This window comes from Arthrobacter sp. MDT1-48-3, from assembly GCF_054511015.1.
The window spans coordinates 151205-168442 of sequence record NZ_JBTNDL010000005.1; the positions used below are offsets into that span (position 1 = coordinate 151205).

General features: G+C 70.7%; 15 protein-coding genes. 2 read left to right on the plus strand and 13 right to left on the minus strand.

The features are described from left to right. Positions 1 to 74 precede the first annotated feature (74 nt). The 9 genes from rplS to ffh form a co-directional block, all read right to left on the minus strand. Positions 75 to 434 (minus strand): 50S ribosomal protein L19, encoded by a 360-nt coding sequence (gene rplS / locus ACX80L_RS12740; RefSeq protein WP_087075993.1) that lies wholly within the window; start codon positions 432 to 434, stop codon positions 75 to 77. Positions 435 to 648: 214 nt separating this feature from the next. Continuing rightward, a complete protein-coding gene (gene trmD / locus ACX80L_RS12745) occupies positions 649 to 1440 on the minus strand; it encodes a tRNA (guanosine(37)-N1)-methyltransferase TrmD (RefSeq protein ID WP_459290076.1) in 792 nt (263 codons plus the stop codon). Then, positions 1440 to 2015, minus strand: coding sequence for a ribosome maturation factor RimM (rimM, locus tag ACX80L_RS12750; RefSeq protein ID WP_133080693.1), 576 nt, complete (start codon positions 2013 to 2015; stop codon positions 1440 to 1442). Before rimM ends, trmD begins: the two co-directional genes overlap by 1 nt. Before the next feature lie 106 nt (positions 2016 to 2121). After that, positions 2122 to 2367, minus strand: a complete 246-nt coding sequence (locus ACX80L_RS12755; protein WP_104118497.1) for an RNA-binding protein — start codon at positions 2365 to 2367, stop codon at positions 2122 to 2124. Between the two features lies 1 nt (position 2368). Beyond that, on the minus strand, positions 2369 to 2773 hold the full coding sequence (rpsP, locus tag ACX80L_RS12760) for a 30S ribosomal protein S16 (protein ID WP_104118496.1): 405 nt from the start codon (positions 2771 to 2773) through the stop codon (positions 2369 to 2371). Between the two features lie 154 nt (positions 2774 to 2927). After that, positions 2928 to 3827: a VOC family protein gene (locus ACX80L_RS12765; RefSeq protein ID WP_459290078.1), complete on the minus strand. Its 900-nt coding sequence runs from the start codon at positions 3825 to 3827 to the stop codon at positions 2928 to 2930. Positions 3828 to 3885: 58 nt separating this feature from the next. After that, entirely contained in the window at positions 3886 to 4992 is a 1107-nt protein-coding gene (locus ACX80L_RS12770; protein WP_459290080.1) for an amidohydrolase family protein, read from the minus strand. Positions 4993 to 5017: 25 nt separating this feature from the next. Further along, entirely contained in the window at positions 5018 to 5728 is a 711-nt protein-coding gene (locus tag ACX80L_RS12775) for an alpha/beta fold hydrolase (RefSeq protein ID WP_459290082.1), read from the minus strand. A gap of 8 nt (positions 5729 to 5736) precedes the next feature. Beyond that, on the minus strand, positions 5737 to 7323 hold the full coding sequence (ffh, locus tag ACX80L_RS12780) for a signal recognition particle protein (RefSeq protein ID WP_459290084.1): 1587 nt from the start codon (positions 7321 to 7323) through the stop codon (positions 5737 to 5739). 179 nt (positions 7324 to 7502) lie between these two features. Between ffh and ACX80L_RS12785 the strand changes: the two genes are divergently transcribed. Further along, entirely contained in the window at positions 7503 to 8942 is a 1440-nt protein-coding gene (locus ACX80L_RS12785; RefSeq protein ID WP_244186251.1) for a glucose-6-phosphate dehydrogenase, read from the plus strand. A 103-nt stretch (positions 8943 to 9045) separates the two neighbouring features. Here ACX80L_RS12785 and ACX80L_RS12790 read toward each other — a convergent pair whose 3' ends face one another. The 3 genes from ACX80L_RS12790 to ftsY all read right to left on the minus strand — a co-directional run bounded on the left by ACX80L_RS12790 (position 9046) and on the right by ftsY (position 12111). Next, positions 9046 to 9384 carry a P-II family nitrogen regulator gene (locus ACX80L_RS12790; protein WP_043445797.1) on the minus strand — a complete coding sequence of 113 codons (339 nt, stop codon included), beginning with the start codon at positions 9382 to 9384 and terminating at the stop codon, positions 9046 to 9048. Beyond that, positions 9381 to 10712, minus strand: a complete 1332-nt coding sequence (locus ACX80L_RS12795) for an ammonium transporter (RefSeq protein ID WP_459290086.1) — start codon at positions 10710 to 10712, stop codon at positions 9381 to 9383. Before ACX80L_RS12795 ends, ACX80L_RS12790 begins: the two co-directional genes overlap by 4 nt. 205 nt (positions 10713 to 10917) lie before the next feature. Then, on the minus strand, positions 10918 to 12111 hold the full coding sequence (ftsY, locus tag ACX80L_RS12800; RefSeq protein ID WP_208741381.1) for a signal recognition particle-docking protein FtsY: 1194 nt from the start codon (positions 12109 to 12111) through the stop codon (positions 10918 to 10920). A 64-nt stretch (positions 12112 to 12175) separates the two neighbouring features. On the opposite strand from ftsY, the gene ACX80L_RS12805 reads away from it, so the two are divergent. After that, entirely contained in the window at positions 12176 to 13519 is a 1344-nt protein-coding gene (locus ACX80L_RS12805; RefSeq protein WP_459290088.1) for an MFS transporter, read from the plus strand. 44 nt (positions 13520 to 13563) lie between these two features. On the opposite strand, the gene smc is transcribed toward ACX80L_RS12805, so the two are convergent. Beyond that, positions 13564 to 17178 carry a chromosome segregation protein SMC gene (gene smc, locus ACX80L_RS12810; RefSeq protein ID WP_459290090.1) on the minus strand — a complete coding sequence of 1205 codons (3615 nt, stop codon included), beginning with the start codon at positions 17176 to 17178 and terminating at the stop codon, positions 13564 to 13566. Positions 17179 to 17238: the final 60 nt, after the last annotated feature.

Below are 17238 nucleotides of genomic sequence, written 5' to 3' on the forward strand. Positions count from 1 at the left end.
TACAGCGGGACCGGCGTTTCGTGTGCTCTCCGACCGGAGACCGGGAAGCGGGGGTTTCGTGCACCTTCGGGAGGTTACTTGACCGTCTTGGGGTCGCGCTTCTCCTTGATCTTGGCTGCCTTGCCGCGCAGTTCGCGCATGTAGTACAGCTTGGCGCGGCGCACGTCGCCCTTGGAGACGACCTCGATCTTGTCGAGCACCGGGCTGTGGACGGGGAACGTACGCTCCACGCCGACTCCGAAGCTCACCTTGCGGACCGTGAAGGTCTCGCGGATGCCATCGCCCTGGCGGCCGACGACGAAGCCCTTGAAGATCTGAACACGGGTGTTCTTGCCTTCGATGATGTTGACGTGGACGTTGACGGTGTCGCCGGCGCGGAAGTCGGGGACGTTGTCGCGGAACGATCCGGCGTCAACGGAATCGAGAATATGCATGCTGATGCTCCTGGTGAACGCCACAGGTCATTCACGTTGGTCACGACGGTCAAGGACCGGGCGTGGACCCGGGCAATGCCGTCGAAGAAAGGATTCCCGGTCGGTCCGGAGGTCCGGCGGCCGGTGTGTGGAACTGTTGGCTGGACTCCCCCTGTGGCAGGGTCCGGCCCAGTGGACACAATCTACGATTATTCCACAGGGGCGGCGCAGACTGCTAATGCGCCGGCCGGGTCAGCCTGCCGTCGACGACGTCGAATCCCGCTGCGCGCAGGGCCTTCAGGTCCGCCTTCGTCAGTGCCCCGGTGTCGACGCCTGCCAGGAGGTCCGGGCGCCGTTCGGCCGTCCGGTGGAACTGCTCGAGGCGCCGCCACTCGGCGATCTTCGCGTGGTTCCCGCTGAGGAGGACCTCGGGGATGTCCCGGCCGCGCCAGGACGAGGGTTTCGTGTACACCGGGTATTCGAGCAGGCCGTCGGAGTGGGACTCCTCGACGAGCGACTCCGGGTTGCCGACGACGCCGGGGATCAGGCGCCCCACGGCCTCGACCATGGCGAGGACGGCCACCTCCCCGCCGTTGAGGACGTAGTCGCCGAGCGAGACGGGCCGGACGTCGAAGTCCCCGCGCGCCCAGTCGATCGCCCGCTCGTCGATGCCCTCGTAGCGGCCGCAGGCGAACACCAGGTGATCGAGTTCGGCGAGCTCGTACGCCATGGCCTGGTCGAACACCGCGCCGGCGGGCGAGGGGACAATCAGGGTGGGGCGCCGCTCCGCCGCGGGGGCTCCGTCGAGGACGGATTCGAGGGCCTGCGCCCAGGGCTCGGCCTTCATGACCATGCCCGCCCCGCCCCCGTAGGGCGTGTCGTCGACGGTCCGGTGCCGGTCCGTCGTGAAGGAGCGGAGGTCGTGCACGCGTACGTCGAGGACGCCGTCCTGCCGCGCCTTGCCGATGAGCGACAGGTCGAGGGCGGCGAGGTACTCCGGGAAGATGGAGACGACGTCGATCCGCACTAGCCGCGCGCCCCGTCCTCGGGTGCTGCGACGTCGTCGCCGTCGTCGGGCGCCTGGTTGGAGCCCGGGGTGTTGAGGTCGAAGAGCCCGGCCGGCGGCACGATGGTCACGAAGCCGGCCTCGGGATCGACGTCGGGGACGATCTCGCCGACGAACGGGACGAGCGCCTCATGGCCGGTGGTGAGTTCGACGACGAGGAGGTCCTGGACGGCCATGGTCCGCAGGCCCGTCACCTTGCCCACGGATTCGCCGTCGACCCGGACGTCCAGTCCCACGAGCTCGTGCTCGTACCAGGCGTCGTCGTCCGCGTCCTCCGATCCGGCGGTATCGAGGAAGAGCTTCGCGCCGCGCAGCGTCTCGGCCTGGTTGCGGTCGGGGACCTGCTCGAAACCGACGATCAGGATGTCCTTGTTCCAGCGCGCCTTGACCACGGTCAGTTCGGTCACCGCGGCGTCCTCGACCCGGAAGGTCTCGCCCGGTTCGAAACGGTCCTCGGGAGCGTCCGTGAAGAGCTGGACCGTCACCTCGCCCCGGATGCCGTGGGGCTTGCCGATCCTGGCTACCAGTACTTCCATCGCGCTGCTCCTGCTGGGTGTGGTCGGTGTACATGAGATCGGCCCCACCACCAGGTACTGGTAGTGGGGCCGATCGGAAGTTCGTGCCGTGAAAGCTCTGGCGGGGTCAGCCCCGGCGGCGGTCGGTGTCCACGACGTCGACCCGTACCGGCTCGCCGTCCGCGAGGGCGGCGACCACGGTGCGCAGCGCCCGGGCGGTGCGCCCCTGGCGGCCGATCACGCGGCCGAGGTCCTCCTGGTGGACGCGCACCTCGAGCGTCTCGCCGCGGCGGTTGTTCTTCGCGGAGACCCGGACGTCGTCCGGGTTGTCGACGATGCCGCGGACGAGGTGCTCCAGAGCTTCGGCCAGCAACTTACTCTGCCTCGGTGGCTTCCGCGGCGGCGTCGTCGTTCTTCTTCGCCTTCGGCGTGATGGCCTCGGGGACGATCACCGAGCCCTTCTCGGGGGCGACGAACGACTCCTTGGCTGCCTTGGTCCTCAGGGTGCCTTCCTGGCCCTTGAGTCCCTTGAACTTCTGCCAGTCACCGGTGATCTTCAGCAGGACGGAGACCTGCTCGGTCGGCTGGGCGCCGACGCCGAGCCAGTACTGCGCACGCTCGGAGTTGATCTCGATGAACGAGGGCTCCTCGGTGGGGTTGTACTTACCGATCTCTTCGAGGGCACGGCCATCACGCTTGGAGCGTGCATCCATGACGACGACACGGTAGAAAGGTGCGCGGATCTTGCCCATGCGCTTGAGGCGAATCTTTACGGCCACTTGTGTGGTCACTCCTTGTAAATGAAAAGGGGCGAACCCGTCGTCCTGCTCCCGTGGGGCGGGCCATTTCGAGGGGTTCAAAGGACACAATTCACGCACAGAGAGAGGGGCTGCACGGATCGAGTACGAGTCCATTGTGCCAGACGGCGGGAAATTAGGCGATTCCGCCGCCCTGGCCGGGGGCGGCCACGCGCAGCCGGTTGCGCCAGGGATCCTCGAAGCGCAGCTCGGCCCCCGTGGAGTGGTTCGCGACGCCCGCGGTGGACAGCCGGTCGGCCAGGGCGCCCACCTCATCGGCGGACGGCACGCTGATCAGGACCTCGCCCAGGCCGAGCGTGTCCTTGCGGGGGCCGGCTCCCCTGCTGTTCCACACGTTCATGGCCATGTGGTGGTGGTATCCGCCGGCCGACACGAACAGTGCCTGGTCGTGCCAGCCCGCAGTCCGCTCGAAGCCGAGCACGTCCACGTAGAACCGGCGCGCGGTGTCGACGTCGCCCACCTGCAGGTGCACGTGGCCCACGTCCGCGCTCCTCGATGCGGCGTCGGACACGGCCGCCTCGGTGAGGTGCTCGTCGATGTACGCCTGCGGGGACAGGGGCAGGCTGTCCATGACGACCGATCGGTTCCCCCGCGCGTCCTGCGACCAGTCCCAGGTGTCCCTCGGGCGGTCGAAGTACAGCTCGATACCGTTGCCCTCCGGGTCGGTGAAGTAGAACGCCTCGCTGACGAGGTGGTCGGCGCTGCCGACGAAGGAGCTGAGCGGATGCCGGGCGGCCGAGGCGACGGCCGCTGCGAGGTCGGAACGGTCGGCGAACAGGAGCGCCGTGTGGAACAGTCCGGCCTCCCCGCGCGGCGGGAGATGCAGGTGCCGGGCCTCCTCGAGGCGGACCACGGCCTTCCCCCGGCGCCCGAGGACGACTGCATCGGCGCTGTCCTCGAGCACCTGGAGGCCGAGTGCCGTGGCGTAGTAGGTGGACAGGAGGGCGAGGTCGCCGACCTTGAGGGTCAGCGTCCCCATGGCGGTGTCGGTGGGCAACAGGTCCTGCGGGTGCATTGCGGCTCCTCGGGCGGTCGACGGTCGGTCACCCCGTACAACTAATTGAAGCTTCAAGTTATTCCGCTGCCGCGGTCCGCACCACGGCTCCGCGCAGGACGACGGCCCGGAGGGAGGCGAGGGTGCCGATGTCCTGGCGGGGATCGGAGGAGCACACCACGGCGTCGGCGCTCGCACCCTCCTCGATGCCGGGGAAGCCGAGCCAGCGCCGGGCCGCCCAGCAGCCGGCGTCGAGCGCCGCCGACGCGCCGAGACCCGCGGCGGCGAGCGCGGCGATCTCGTCGGGGAGCCGGCCGTGCGCGATCACGCTGCCGGCGTCGGTTCCCGCGTAGACCGGGATGCCGGCGTCGTAGGCACGGCGCACCATCTCCTGCCGCCCACCCCACAGGCGCCGCATGTGCGCCGCGTAGTCGGGGAACTTCTGCTGCGCGCCGTCGGCGATGACCGGGAACGTGTCGACATTGACGAGCGTGGGCACGATCGCCACACCCTGCTCCACGAAACGGGGAACGTGCCGGGGCAGCATGCCCGTGGCGTGCTCGATGCAGTCGATCCCGGCGTCGAGCATGCCGTCGAGCGTCGCGGCGGCGAAGCAGTGGGCGGTGACGCGCGCCCCCTCGGCGTGGGCGGCGTCGACGGCGTCCCTGAGCGCGGCGGGCGGGAAGGCGGGGACGAGGTCTCCGACGGACCGGTCGATCCAGTCCCCCACGATCTTCACCCAGCCGTCCCCGAGCCTCGCCTGGTCGGCCACGGCGCCGGCCAGCTGCGCGGGTTCCACCTCGACGGCATAGTCGCGGAAGTAGCGCCGGGTACGGGCGACGTGCCGGCCGGCCCGCACCAGGCGCGGCAGGTCCGCGCGGCGCTGCACCCACCGGGTGTCGTTGACGACGCCGGCGTCGCGGACGAGGAGCGTCCCCGCGTCCCGGTCCTGCAGGGCCTGCTGCTCGGCCAGGGCGTCCGGCACGCGGCCCCGCCGGTCGAGCCCGATATGGCAGTGCGCGTCGACGAGGCCGGGCAGCACCCAGCCCGAGAGGGTCTGCACGGGGGTGCCGGGCGGCCTCGCGAAGGTGAACCGGCCGTGCTGCACGTAGACGTCGGGCACCGTGCGCGTCGGCGACAGCAGCACCGTACCGGTGAGGTGGAGGAACCCCTCGGGATGCGTCACGGCGCCCGGCGGGCCGGGACGGCGGTTACGCCGCCGCCCGCACGGTACCGGCGCGCAGGAAGGCCCGGATCAGTGCGTCCCCCTGCGGCGTGTCGTGGGGGCGGTGGCCGCCGGGGACGACGCGGTGCACGGCCCCGGTCCCGGCGAGGTACTCGGCGACCTCCTCGTAGAGCGGCTCCCAGCCCCCGGTGAGGACCAGGGTCGGCACCCCGGGCACGATCGACAGCGGCGCCTCCCACGGCGGGCTCTGCAGCCGCAGCCTCGCGGCATCCCGACGCTCCTCCCCCGAGGTGGCCGGCCGCGCGTCCGCGGAGAACATGCGGCGCACGAACGCGCGGAGGAACTCCTCGTCGGACAGGGCGTGGCGCTCGGCGAACAGCGGCGCCATCAGCTCGATGTGGCCACGGGTGGCAGGGAGGTCCGCCGTCAGGGAGAGGCACGCCGGCTCGACGAGGGTGAGGGAGCGCACGAGGTCCGGGCGTTCGACGGCGAGCATCATCGCGGGAACCGCGCCCTGCGAGTGGGCGACGACGTGTCCGCCGTCGCCCAGAGCCTCGGCGACGATCTCCTGGTCACGGCCGTGGTCGGTCGGCAGCGGATCCGCATCCGGGGCGAACCCGTGCCGCCGCAGGTACAGGCAGTCGAAGTCGAGCGACAGTCCGTGCTGCTTCGGCCAGGCCGCGGCGCCGAAGCTGCCGCTGCCGTGGACGAAGACGACCCGCTCGAGGTTCGGCACCGCCCGCGCTACTTCCCGAGGAACTTCTCGAAGCCCTTCGGGAGGTTCATGGCCGACGGGTCGAAGTCCGGCTGCGCGCCGCCGAACGCGGCACCTGTGGGTGCCGCGGTACGGGCGGCGGAACGGCGTGCCTCGGCGTCCTGCAGCTCCTGGGCCGCCTTCGCGGGATTGCCCGAGCGGGGCTTCTTCTTGCCCTTGGCCGCAGCCGCCTTCGTCTTGCGGGGGCCGCCGAACCCGCCGGGGCCCGCCATGCCGGGCATCCCGGGGATGCCGCCGCCGGAAGCCATCTTCTTCATCATCTTCTGGGCCTGCGTGAAGCGTTCCAGCAGGCCGTTCACCTCGGACACGTGCACGCCCGAGCCACGGGCGATCCTCGCGCGGCGGGACCCGTTGATGATCTTGGGTGCGACGCGCTCGTGCGGTGTCATCGAGCGGACGATCGCCTCGACGCGGTCGATCTCCCGCTCGTCGAAGTTCTCCAGCTGCTCGCGCATGTTGGCGGCACCGGGCATCATCATGAGCATCTTCTTCATGGAGCCCATGTTGCGGATCTGCTGCATCTGCGCCAGGAAGTCGTCGAGCGTGAAGTCCTCCTGGTCGGCGAACTTCTTCGCCATCCGGGCCGCTTCGTCCTTGTCCCAGGACTGCTCCGCCTGCTCGATCAGGGTCAGGATGTCGCCCATGTCCAGGATGCGCGAGGCCATCCGGTCCGGGTGGAACAGCTCGAAGTCGTTCAGTCCCTCACCCGTGGAGGCGAACATGACCGGCTTGCCGGTCACGGACGCGACCGAGAGCGCCGCGCCACCGCGGGCGTCGCCGTCGAGCTTCGTCAGGACGACGCCGGTGAAGTCCACGCCCTCGTTGAACGCGAGGGCCGTGTTGACGGCGTCCTGGCCGATCATCGCGTCGATGACGAACAGGACCTCGTCGGGGCTGATGGCCGCGCGGATGTCTGCGGCCTGCTGCATCAGTTCGGCGTCCACGCCCAGGCGGCCGGCCGTGTCGACGATGACGACGTCGTGCAGGCGGGCGCGCGCCTCGGCGACACCCTGGCGGGCCACGGCGACGGGATCGCCCGTCGCGGCCTCGAAGTCGGAGCTGACACCCGGGTGGGGGGCGTAGACGGGAACACCGGCGCGCTCACCGTTGACCTGGAGCTGGCGCACGGCGTTGGGGCGCTGGAGGTCGCAGGCGACGAGCAGCGGGCTGTGCCCCTGGCCCTTGAGCCACTTGGACAGCTTGCCCGCGAGCGTGGTCTTGCCCGCGCCCTGGAGGCCGGCCAGCATGATGACGGTCGGCGGGTTCTTCGCGAGCTTGATGCGCCGGGTCTCGCCGCCGAGGATCCCCACGAGTTCCTCGTTGACGATCTTGACGACCTGCTGGCCCGGGTTCAGGGCCTGGGACACCTCGAGGCCGAGTGCACGTTCCTTGACGGCGGCCGTGAAGGCCCGGACCACGGGGACTGCGACGTCGGCGTCGAGCAGGGCGCGCCGAATCTCGCGGACGGTGGCATCGATGTCCGCCTCGGTGAGGCGGCCCTTGCCGCGGAGGTTCTTGAAGGTCGCAGTCAGCCGGTCGGAGAGTGAATTGAACACGTGCCGTGAACTACTTTCATCGGGAGATTTGGAGATCCAACTCCCAAGCCTACCAACTGGGGTCCGCCGAGGGGTGTCCTTCCGGCGGCAGGCGGCGGTGCACCACGTCCCGGGAGCGCAACCGGCGACGCATTGCCCGAGTGCGGGACAGGCACAGGGATAAGTGGCAAGGTGAAGAGGTGGATACTCACTCTCTCGCAGAACATGACACCATTCCCGCCGAGGCCGACACCCGGGTCAAGACACTCCTGATCCTGGGGGCGTCCGGGGACCTCACGGGGCGCCTGCTGCTCCCGGGTCTGGCGCGGCTCATCCGGCTCGGGCGCGCCGACGGGCTGAAGCTCGTGGGCGCGGGATCCGATGACTGGACGGACGAGCAGTGGCGCGAACGCGTCGACGGGGCGTTCGCCGCGGCCCTGGAGAAGGCCGACGACGCCGGTCGGGCGTCGCTCCAGCAGGTGCGGGACAACAGCTCGTACCATCTGATCGACGTCACCCAGGACGGCCTGGCCGACCTGGTGCAGACGCTGGAGGGGCCGGTGGCGCTGTACTTCGCCCTGCCCCCGGCGATCAGCCAGAAGGCCTGCAGCGCCCTGGGGCCGGACTCGCTGCCGAAGAGCACGCGCCTCGTCATGGAGAAGCCCTTCGGGACGGACCAGGCGTCGGCGCACAGCCTCAACGACAAGCTGGCCGGGCTCGTCCCGGAGCAGAACATCCACCGCGTGGACCACTTCCTCGGCAAGGCGACGGTCTTCAACATCCTCGGGCTGCGCTTCGCCAACCGGATCCTCGAACCCGTCTGGAACAACCTGCACATCGAGAAGGTCGAGGTGATCTTCGACGAGGATCTTGCGCTCGAGAACCGCGCGCGCTACTACGACGGCGCGGGTGCCCTGCGGGACATGATCCAGAGCCACCTGCTGCACGTCATGGCCCTCCTGGCGCTCAACGCGCCGTCGACCCTGCACGAACGCGACCTGCGGGACCATATCGGCTCGATCCTCCGGGCGAGTTCGGTGGACCTCGACAGCCCGGGCAGCAGCCGTCGCGCCCGGTACACCGCCGGCACCATCGGCGACCGGCAGATCCCCGACTACGCCGCGGAGCCCGGCGTCGATCCGTCGCGGGGCACCGAGACCCTCGCGGAGGTCACCGTGTCGATCAACAACGAGCGCTGGTCGGGCGTCCCGTTCGTGCTCCGCTCCGGCAAGGCCCTCGGCGTCAAGCGCAAGGAGGCGGTCATCACGTTCCGGCCCGTCAGCCACCTCCCCGTCGGCTTCACCGGGCAGGACGCCCCGACGAAGCTGCGCATCGGCTTCGGCCCCGACACCCTGCAGCTTGAACTCGACGTCAACGGACCGGGCGACATCTTCTCGCTGGACCGGGCGACCCTCAGTGCGGACCTCAACGAGACCGACCTGCTCCCCTACGGCGAGGTGCTCGACGGCGTGCTGGCGGGAGATCCGACCCTCTCCGTCCGTGGTGACACCGCCGAGGACTGCTGGCGCATCGTGGAACCGGTCCTGCGCGCCTGGTCGGAGGACCGGGTGCCGCTCGAGGAGTACCCGGCGGGGTCGGGCGGGCCCGAGTCCTGGCCCTCCTCACACGGCCGGGCCTAGCCGCCGGCCCGACGCAGACGAACGACGCATACGCAAAGGAAGGGTTGCCACATCGTGGCAGCCCTTCCTTGTGTATGACCGGTGTCCCGGTGCTTCCCCGTCCCTAGAGTGCGGCCTCTCCGCGCTCGCCCGTGCGGACGCGGACCGCTTCCTCCACGGGGATCACCCACACCTTGCCGTCGCCGGCCCGGCCCGTGTTGGCCGTGGAGACCAGGACGTCGACGATGTCGGTGACCCAGGCGTCGGCGACGAGGACCTCGACGCGCGCCTTCTGCAGGAGGTCCACCGTGTACTCGGCCCCGCGGTACACCTCGGTGTGGCCGCGCTGGCGGCCGTAGCCGCTGGCCTGGCTGACCGTGAGGCCCTGCACGCCGTAGTTCTCCAGGGCGCCCCTGACGCCGTCGAGCTTGTCGGGACGAACGATCGCTGTCACCAGTTTCATGAATGTATGCCCTCCGTGACGTTCTGCTGGGTGGTCTGTGGCTGCGCGGTCTTCTGCTGCGACAGCGCCTGCTCGGCGAACGGGTGGAAGGATCCGCCCACTCCCAGGCCGCCGAATTCGTAGGCGGTCTCGGCGTGCTCCGAGAGGTCGATGCCGGACACCTCGTTGTCGGAGCTGACGCGGAACCCGATGGTCTTGTGGATCGCGAGTCCGATGATCGCGGTCATGATCGCGGACAGCGCGATGGCGATGGCCGCCGCGACGATCTGGGCGACGAGCTGGCCGACGCCCCCGCCGTAGAAGAGTCCGCCACCCGCGCCCTCGACGGGCAGTGCGATGAACCCAAGGGACAGCGTGCCGACGATACCGGCGACGAGGTGGACGGCGACGACGTCGAGCGAGTCGTCGAAGCCGAGGCGGTACTTGATGCCGACGGCGAGGGCGCAGACCGCTCCCGAGACGATCCCGAGGCCCACGGCGCCGATCGGGCTGACGTTGGCGCAGGCCGGGGTGATGGCGACGAGTCCGGCCACGATCCCCGATGCGGCACCGAGGGAGGTGGGGCGGCCGTCGCGGATGCGTTCGGTCATGAGCCAGCCGACCATCGCGGCCGCGGGGGCCGCCATGGTGTTGACCCAGATGAGGCCGGCCTCCTCGGCCGTGCCCGCGGCGCCTCCGTTGAAGCCGAACCAGCCGAACCACAGGAGTGCGGCCCCGAGCATGACGAACGGGATGTTGTGGGGGCGCTGCGCGGGGTCCTTGCCGAAGCCCTGCCGCTTGCCGAGGATCAGCGCGAGGACCAGTGCGGCGACGCCGGCACTGATATGGACGACCGTGCCACCCGCGAAGTCGATGGCTTCACCGACAGCACCGCCGACGGCGCCGTCGGCGCTGAGGAGTCCGCCACCCCACACCATGAAGGCGAGGGGGCAGTAGACCAGGGTGACCCAGATCGGCACGAAGAGTGTCCAGGCGCCGAACTTCGCGCGGTCGGCGATCGCCCCGCTGATGAGCGCCACCGTGATGATGGCGAAGGTGGCCCCGTAGCCGGCGCCGATGAGGTCCTCGGTCCCGATCAGGCTGGTCAGCCCGAAGGAGGCGAAGGGGTTGCCGAAGAGCTGTGCGACGCCGTCCCCGCCGGTCATCGAGTAGCCCCAGAGGACCCAGACGACTCCCACGAGCCCGACGGCGACGAAGCTCATCATCATCATGTTCAGTGCGGCCTTGGCGCGCGTCATCCCGCCGTAGAAGAAGGCGAGGCCGGGGGTCATGAGGAGTACGAGGGCGGCTGAGATCATCACCCAGACGTGACCTGCTGTCAGATCCATCAAACACGATCCTTCCAAAGGGGCGGGGACTTCCCGCTCCTCCAGAATGCGATGATCGTGTTTCCGTCCCTGGGGCATCACATTGCCGGGAAGTTACAACACTCTCACCGACGTAAAAGACGCGTGACACCGATGTTTCCGGCAGGTTTCCCTCGCGTCGGATCGCTGCCGGCGTCCGATCGGGGACCGGGCGCCCCGCCCGGGCTCAGTTCAGCAGTGCGTCGACGAAGCTCTCGGCGTCGAAGGGTGCGAGGTCGTCAGCACCCTCGCCCAGTCCGATCAGCTTCACGGGCACCCCGAGGCTGCGCTGGATGGCCACCACGATGCCGCCCTTCGCGGTGCCGTCCAGCTTGGTCAGGACGATACCGCTGATGTTGACGACCTCGGCGAACACCCGCGCCTGGTTGAGCCCGTTCTGCCCCGTGGTGGCATCCAGGACCAGCAGGACCTCGTCGACGGTGCCCTGCTTCTCGACCACGCGCTTGACCTTGCCCAGTTCGTCCATGAGGCCGACCTTGTTCTGCAGCCGTCCCGCCGTGTCGATGAGGACGACGTCCACCTCCTGCTCGATGCCCGCCTTCACGGCCTCGAAGGCGACCGAGGCCGGATCGGCGCCGTCGACGTCGGACTTGACCGTGGGCACGCCGACCCGGGCACCCCACGTGGCCAGCTGCTCGGCGGCGGCTGCACGGAAGGTGTCCGCCGCCCCCAGGAGCACATCCTTGTCATCGGCCACCAGCACGCGTGCGAGCTTGCCGACGGTGGTGGTCTTGCCGACACCGTTGACGCCCACCACCATCACGATCGCGGGGCGGTCGGCATGGCGCTGCGTGGCGAGGGAGCGGTCCATCGACGGGTCCACGAGCTTCACCAGTTCCTCGCGGAGCATGTCCTTGACCTCGGCCGGGTTGCGGCTGCCGGCCACCTTCACCCGCTCGCGCAGGGCATCGACCAGTTCCAGGGTCGGCTCGGTGCCGAGGTCTGCGAGGAGGAGCGTCTCCTCGACCTCGTCCCAGACGTCCTCGTCGATCCTGTCCCTGGACAGCAGGGCGAGGAGGCCCTTGCCGAGGGCGTTGTTCGACCGCACCAGGCGGGCACGCAGTCGCGCCAGCCGGCCCTGGACCGGGTCCACGGTGTCGAGGCGCTCCGCGGGAGGAGCCTCCTCGAGGCCGCTGAGGTCGTCGGGCACCAGGACATCCGTGGTGACACCGTCCGGTTGGTCGAGGACATCCAGCGACGTGGCGCCGTGGGCAGGGCCCGCCACCTGGTCGTCGGCGTCGCGCGGTGAGGAGTAGAGCCCCGGCGGCGTGCGCCTGCCGCGCACCAGGAGGATCGCGAGCGACCCGATCACGGCGATCGCGAGGATGACGAAGATGACAGGCAGAAGGATGTCGTTCACTGATCCACCTTCTCATACGGGCCGATTGAGGATCCTGTCGACGCAGTGGCAGAATGCGAGGACCATGGCCGGACTCCCTCGCGCTCGCAAGCACTCCCCTTTCCGGTTCCTCCCGGGGAGCCGTCGGGTCCCGCGGACGCAGGAACCCGCCCCGGTGCGCGAGAGCATCCCCCGCGAGATCCGTGTCCTCATCGCCGCGGCCTTCGTGATCGCCATCGGCTTCGGGCTCGTGGCCCCGGTCCTCCCGCAGTTCGCGCAGAGCTTCGACGTCGGCGTGACCGCGGCGTCCGTGATCGTCAGCGCCTTCGCGCTCACCCGGCTGCTCTTCGCACCGGCGGGCGGCTGGCTCGTCGAGAGGCTCGGCGAGCGCCCGGTCTACATCCTCGGGCTGCTCATCGTCGCCCTGTCCACGGCCGCGTGCGCCTTCGCCGCCGACTACTGGCAGTTGCTGGTGTTCCGCGGACTGGGCGGTATCGGGTCGACGATGTTCACCGTCTCGGCCATGGGCCTGATCGTCCGGCTGGCCCCACCGGCCATCCGCGGCCGCGTCTCCGGTGCCTACGCCACCGCTTTCCTGCTCGGCAGCATCGGCGGTCCCATCCTCGGAGGCCTGCTGGCGGGTCTCGGTCTCCGCGTGCCGTTCCTCGTCTACGCCGGTGCCCTGCTCGTCGCCTCCGCCGTCGTCTTCTTCCAGCTCCAGGGGACGTCCCTGGCCGACCGCCAGGCCGCGCGCGACCAGGCTCCGCTGACGGTCCGCGAGGCGCTCCGCGACTCCGCCTACCGGGCGTCGCTCGTGTCGAGCTTCGCCAACGGGTGGTCCTCGTTCGGCATCCGCATGGCGCTGGTGCCGCTCTTCGCGACGGCGGTCCTGAGCGCTGGGCCGGGGATCGCCGGCGTCTCCCTGGCGTTCTTCGCGGCGGGCACCGCACTGGCCCTGACGGTGTCGGGACGGCTCGCCGACACCGTCGGCAGGAAGCCGCTGGTGGTCGCCGGGCTCCTGGTGAACGGCGCCGCCATGGCCGCCCTGGGATTCTCCGGCAACGTCGTCGTGTTCCTGGCGATCTGTGTGCTCGGTGGAGTGGGCACCGGCCTCCTGAACCCGGCCCAGCAGGCCGCCGTCGCGGATGTGATCGGCAACGGTCGCAGCGGCGGCAAGGTCCTGGCCGGCTTCCAGATGAGCTCCGACCTCGGTGCGATCTTCGGGCCGATCGTCGCCGGCGTGATCATCGACCGCCTGTTCGTGGGGTCCTACGACCTGGCCTTCGTGGTCACCGGCGCCCTGGCGGTCGTCGCCGCCGCCGTCTGGCTGGCGTCCCGGGAGACGCTCCCCCGCGTACCCCTCGGCGACCCGACCGCAGGCCGGTCGGGTGGCGACCGGACGGGAACGGCTCCGCCGCGCCGACCCTAGCCGGTCCTGCCCGCGAGCCCCTCGGGGCGGAAGGGGCGGTACGGCTAGGTGAGGACCTGCTCGACCTCGGCCGCGAGCCGCTGGCTGATGACGGTGGACACGCCGTCGCCGCGCATCGTGACTCCGTAGAGGGCGTCGGCCACCTCCATCGTCCGTTTCTGGTGCGTGATGATGATCAGCTGGCTCGACTCCCGGAGCTCCCGGAAGATCGTGATCAGACGGCCGAGGTTGGTGTCGTCGAGGGCGGCTTCCACCTCGTCCATGACGTAGAACGGCGACGGCCGTGCCTTGAAGATCGCCACGAGGAGCGCCACGGCGGTCAGCGACCGCTCGCCGCCGGACAGCAGCGACAGCCGCTTGATCTTCTTGCCCGCGGGCCGGGCCTCGACCTCGATGCCGGTGGTGAGCATGTCGGAGGGATCCGTGAGCACGAGCCTGCCTTCGCCGCCCGGGAACAGGGTCGCGAACACGCGCTCGAACTGCTCCGCCGTGTCGCGGTAGGCGGCCGTGAACACCCGCTCCACGCGCTCGTCGACCTCCCGGATGATGTCCAGCAGGTCCTTGCGGGTCGCCTTGAGGTCCGCCAGCTGGGTGCTGAGGAACTGGTGGCGTTCCTCGAGCGCCGCGAATTCCTCGAGGGCGAGCGGATTGACCTTGCCCAGCGCCGCGAGGTCGCGTTCGGCACGCTTCAGCCGCTTCTCCTGCTGCTCGCGGACGAACGGGACGCCCTGCGGCACCGGATTGCCGTCGTCGTCGACGGGTGCCCGCAGCGCAGCCCACCTGTCACCGCCGGCGGAGTCCTCCGGCACCGGCAGGTGCGGACCGAACTCGTCGACGAGGTGGTCCGGCGTCAGGCCGAGCTCCTCGATGGAACGGTTCTCGAGCGCTTCGATACGGAGCCTCTGCTGCGTGCGAGCGAGCTCGTCGCGGTGCACGGAGTCGGTCAGGCGGGCGAGCTCGACGCCGAGGTCGGCGTTCGTCGCGCGGAGCTCCTGCAGCTCCGCGTCCTGCTGCTCACGCAGGCGCTCCGCGGCGTCCCGCTGCTGCACGGCGACCTCGACCGATCCTGCGGCGAGCCGTTCGGCGTGGCGGGCGGCCCGCGCGACGGCGGCGGCCTTGAGTGCCTGGGCCCGCCGGATCCTCGCCTTCTCCGCGGCCTGCTCCCGCGCGCGGCGCTCGGACTGCGCCGCGCGCTCCAGCGATGCCGCCCGGTTGGCGAGCGCGGACAGCTGCTCCTCGCGGCTGCGCAGGGCGAGGCGGGCCTCCAGCTCGGCCTGGCGCGCGTCGACCGCTGCACGGTGCAGGGCGTCGCGCTGCCCGGTGGAGGGTTCGGCCTCGACGGGCTGCTCCTGCAGCTCCCGGAGTCGCCGCGCCGCCTCCTCGAGTCGTGTCTCCTCCTGGGCGAGGTTCGCCTCGGCTGCGTGCATCAGGGACGTCAGTCGTTCGGCCTCCCCGGAGGCCGACCGCAGGCCCGCGTTGAGCCGGCCGAGCCTCTCGGCGACGGCGGCCATCCGCGCATCCGATTCGTGGAGGCGCTCGAGCGCGGCGTCCACCCGCTGCTGCGCGGCGTCCCGTTCGGTCCTCGCCCCCGAGAGCCGGAAGCGCAGGCGCTCGGTCGAGGCGACCGCCTGCGCGAGCCGTTCCTCCGTCTCCTCGGCGGCCGCGCGGAGTTCGAGATAGCCCGCCGCGCCGGGGGTGCCGCCCGTTGCGGAATACCGGGACAGGACGTCCCCGTCGCGCGTGACGGCGACCGGGGTGCTGCCGTCCTCGATCACACCCCGGGCGTGGGCGAGGTCCGTGACCACGACGACGCCGTCCAGCAGGCTCTCGAGCGCGGCCCGGAGCGGCGGCGGAACGGTCACGACGGACAGCACGGGGACGGGGTCGTCGGAATCCCGGAGCGCCGGCCCGAACTCCGCCTTCGCCTGGAGCCCGCCCTCCACCGCGCCGGTGGCGACGACGAGCGAGACCTGGCCGGCGTCCTCGGTCTTCAGGAGCTGCAGGGCGTCGACGGCAGCGGCGATGCCCTCCACCGTCACGGCGTCGGCCCGCGCACCGAGGGCAGCGGCGACGGCCTTCTCGAAGCCCGGAGCGACCTGCAGCAGCTGGGCGAGCGGCATGGACACGCCGTCGAGCCCGGCGGCCAGGAGGGCACCGGACCCGTCACGCTGCTGCAGGCCTTCGCGCTGCGCCTCCAGCCGCGCGGCCAGTGCGCCGCGGTCCCGCTCCGCGGAGCGTTCCTCATCGACGAGGATCCGCAGCCCGTCCGTGATGGACGCGAGGACGGCCGATGCCTCCTCGTACTCGGCGTCGAGGCCCTCCTCGCCCTCCTCGTCCCCGGCCACCTGGCTCTCGAGCGCCGTGAAGTCACGCTCGGCGGTGCTGCGACGCTCCTCGGCAGCGGCGATGGACGCGCGGAGGCGGCCGAGTTCGGCGACGGCTGCCTCGACACGGGAGCGTGCGGCTCCCACCGTGCCCGCGAGCCGCGCATCGCCCTCGCGCCGGTCGGCCGCGGCGCGGAGCAGCCGGGCGAGCCGGGCATCCTCGGCCGATGCGGCGTCCTCGGCGACGCGGCGGGCAGTGAGTGTCTCCTCGAGCACGCGTCCCAGCGACGCCACCTCGTCCTGCAGCGCGGCCACCTCCGTACGGACACGCTCGGCCTGCCGGTCGAGGGAGTCGGGGTCACGCCCCGACTCGGGTTCCGTGCCTCCCTGGCCGAGGAGGTGCCCCCGGTCCTCTGCGCGGGCGGCGAGCGCGGAGAGCCTCTCGCGCGCACTCGACAGGGCGTACCAGGTCTCCCGCGCCCTGTTCAGGGCCGGGACGGACGCCGCCGCGGCCCGCTCGAGGTCCGCCTGGCGTTCCTGCCCGGCGCCGAGGGTCTTCTCGACCTCCTCGCGACGCGCCTGGAGCGCCGCCTCCGCGGCGACGTCCCGCTCGAAACCGGACCGGAGGGTCACCAGCTCGTCCGCGAGCAGCCGGGATCGCGCGTCGCGGACCGCGAACTGCACCTGCTGCGCCCGGCGGGCGACCTCGGCCTGCTTCCCCAGCGGGGTCAGTTGCCGTCGCAGTTCGGCCGTGAGGTCGGACAGCCGCGCGAGGTTGGCCTGCATCGCGTCCAGCTTCCGCACGGTCTTCTCCCGGCGGCGGCGGTGCTTCAGGATGCCGGCGGCCTCCTCGATGAAGCCCCTGCGCTCCTCGGGTGTCGCGTGCAGCACCTTGTCCAGCTGGCCCTGGCCCACGATCACGTGCATCTCTCGACCGAGCCCCGAGTCCGAGAGGAGTTCCTGGATGTCGAGCAGGCGGCAGTTCTTGCCGTTGATGGCGTACTCGGACCCGCCGGCGCGGAAGAGGGTGCGGGAGATGGTCACTTCGGAGTACTCGATCGGCAGGGCGCCGTCCGCGTTGTCGATGGTGAGCGAGACGTGGGCCCGCCCCAGCGGGGCACGGCCGGACGTCCCGGCGAAGATGACGTCCTCCATCTTGCCGCCGCGCAGGGTCTTTGCGCCCTGCTCCCCCATCACCCAGGCGAGGGCGTCGACCACGTTGGACTTGCCCGAGCCGTTCGGACCGACGACGGCGGTCACGCCGGGCTCGAAGTCGAAGGTGGTCGCCGAGGCGAAAGACTTGAACCCCCGCACGGTTAGACTCTTCAGATGCACAGTGTCAGGATCTCCAGGTGGAATGGGACCTCCCCAATCTACTGGAACGCACCGACTGTG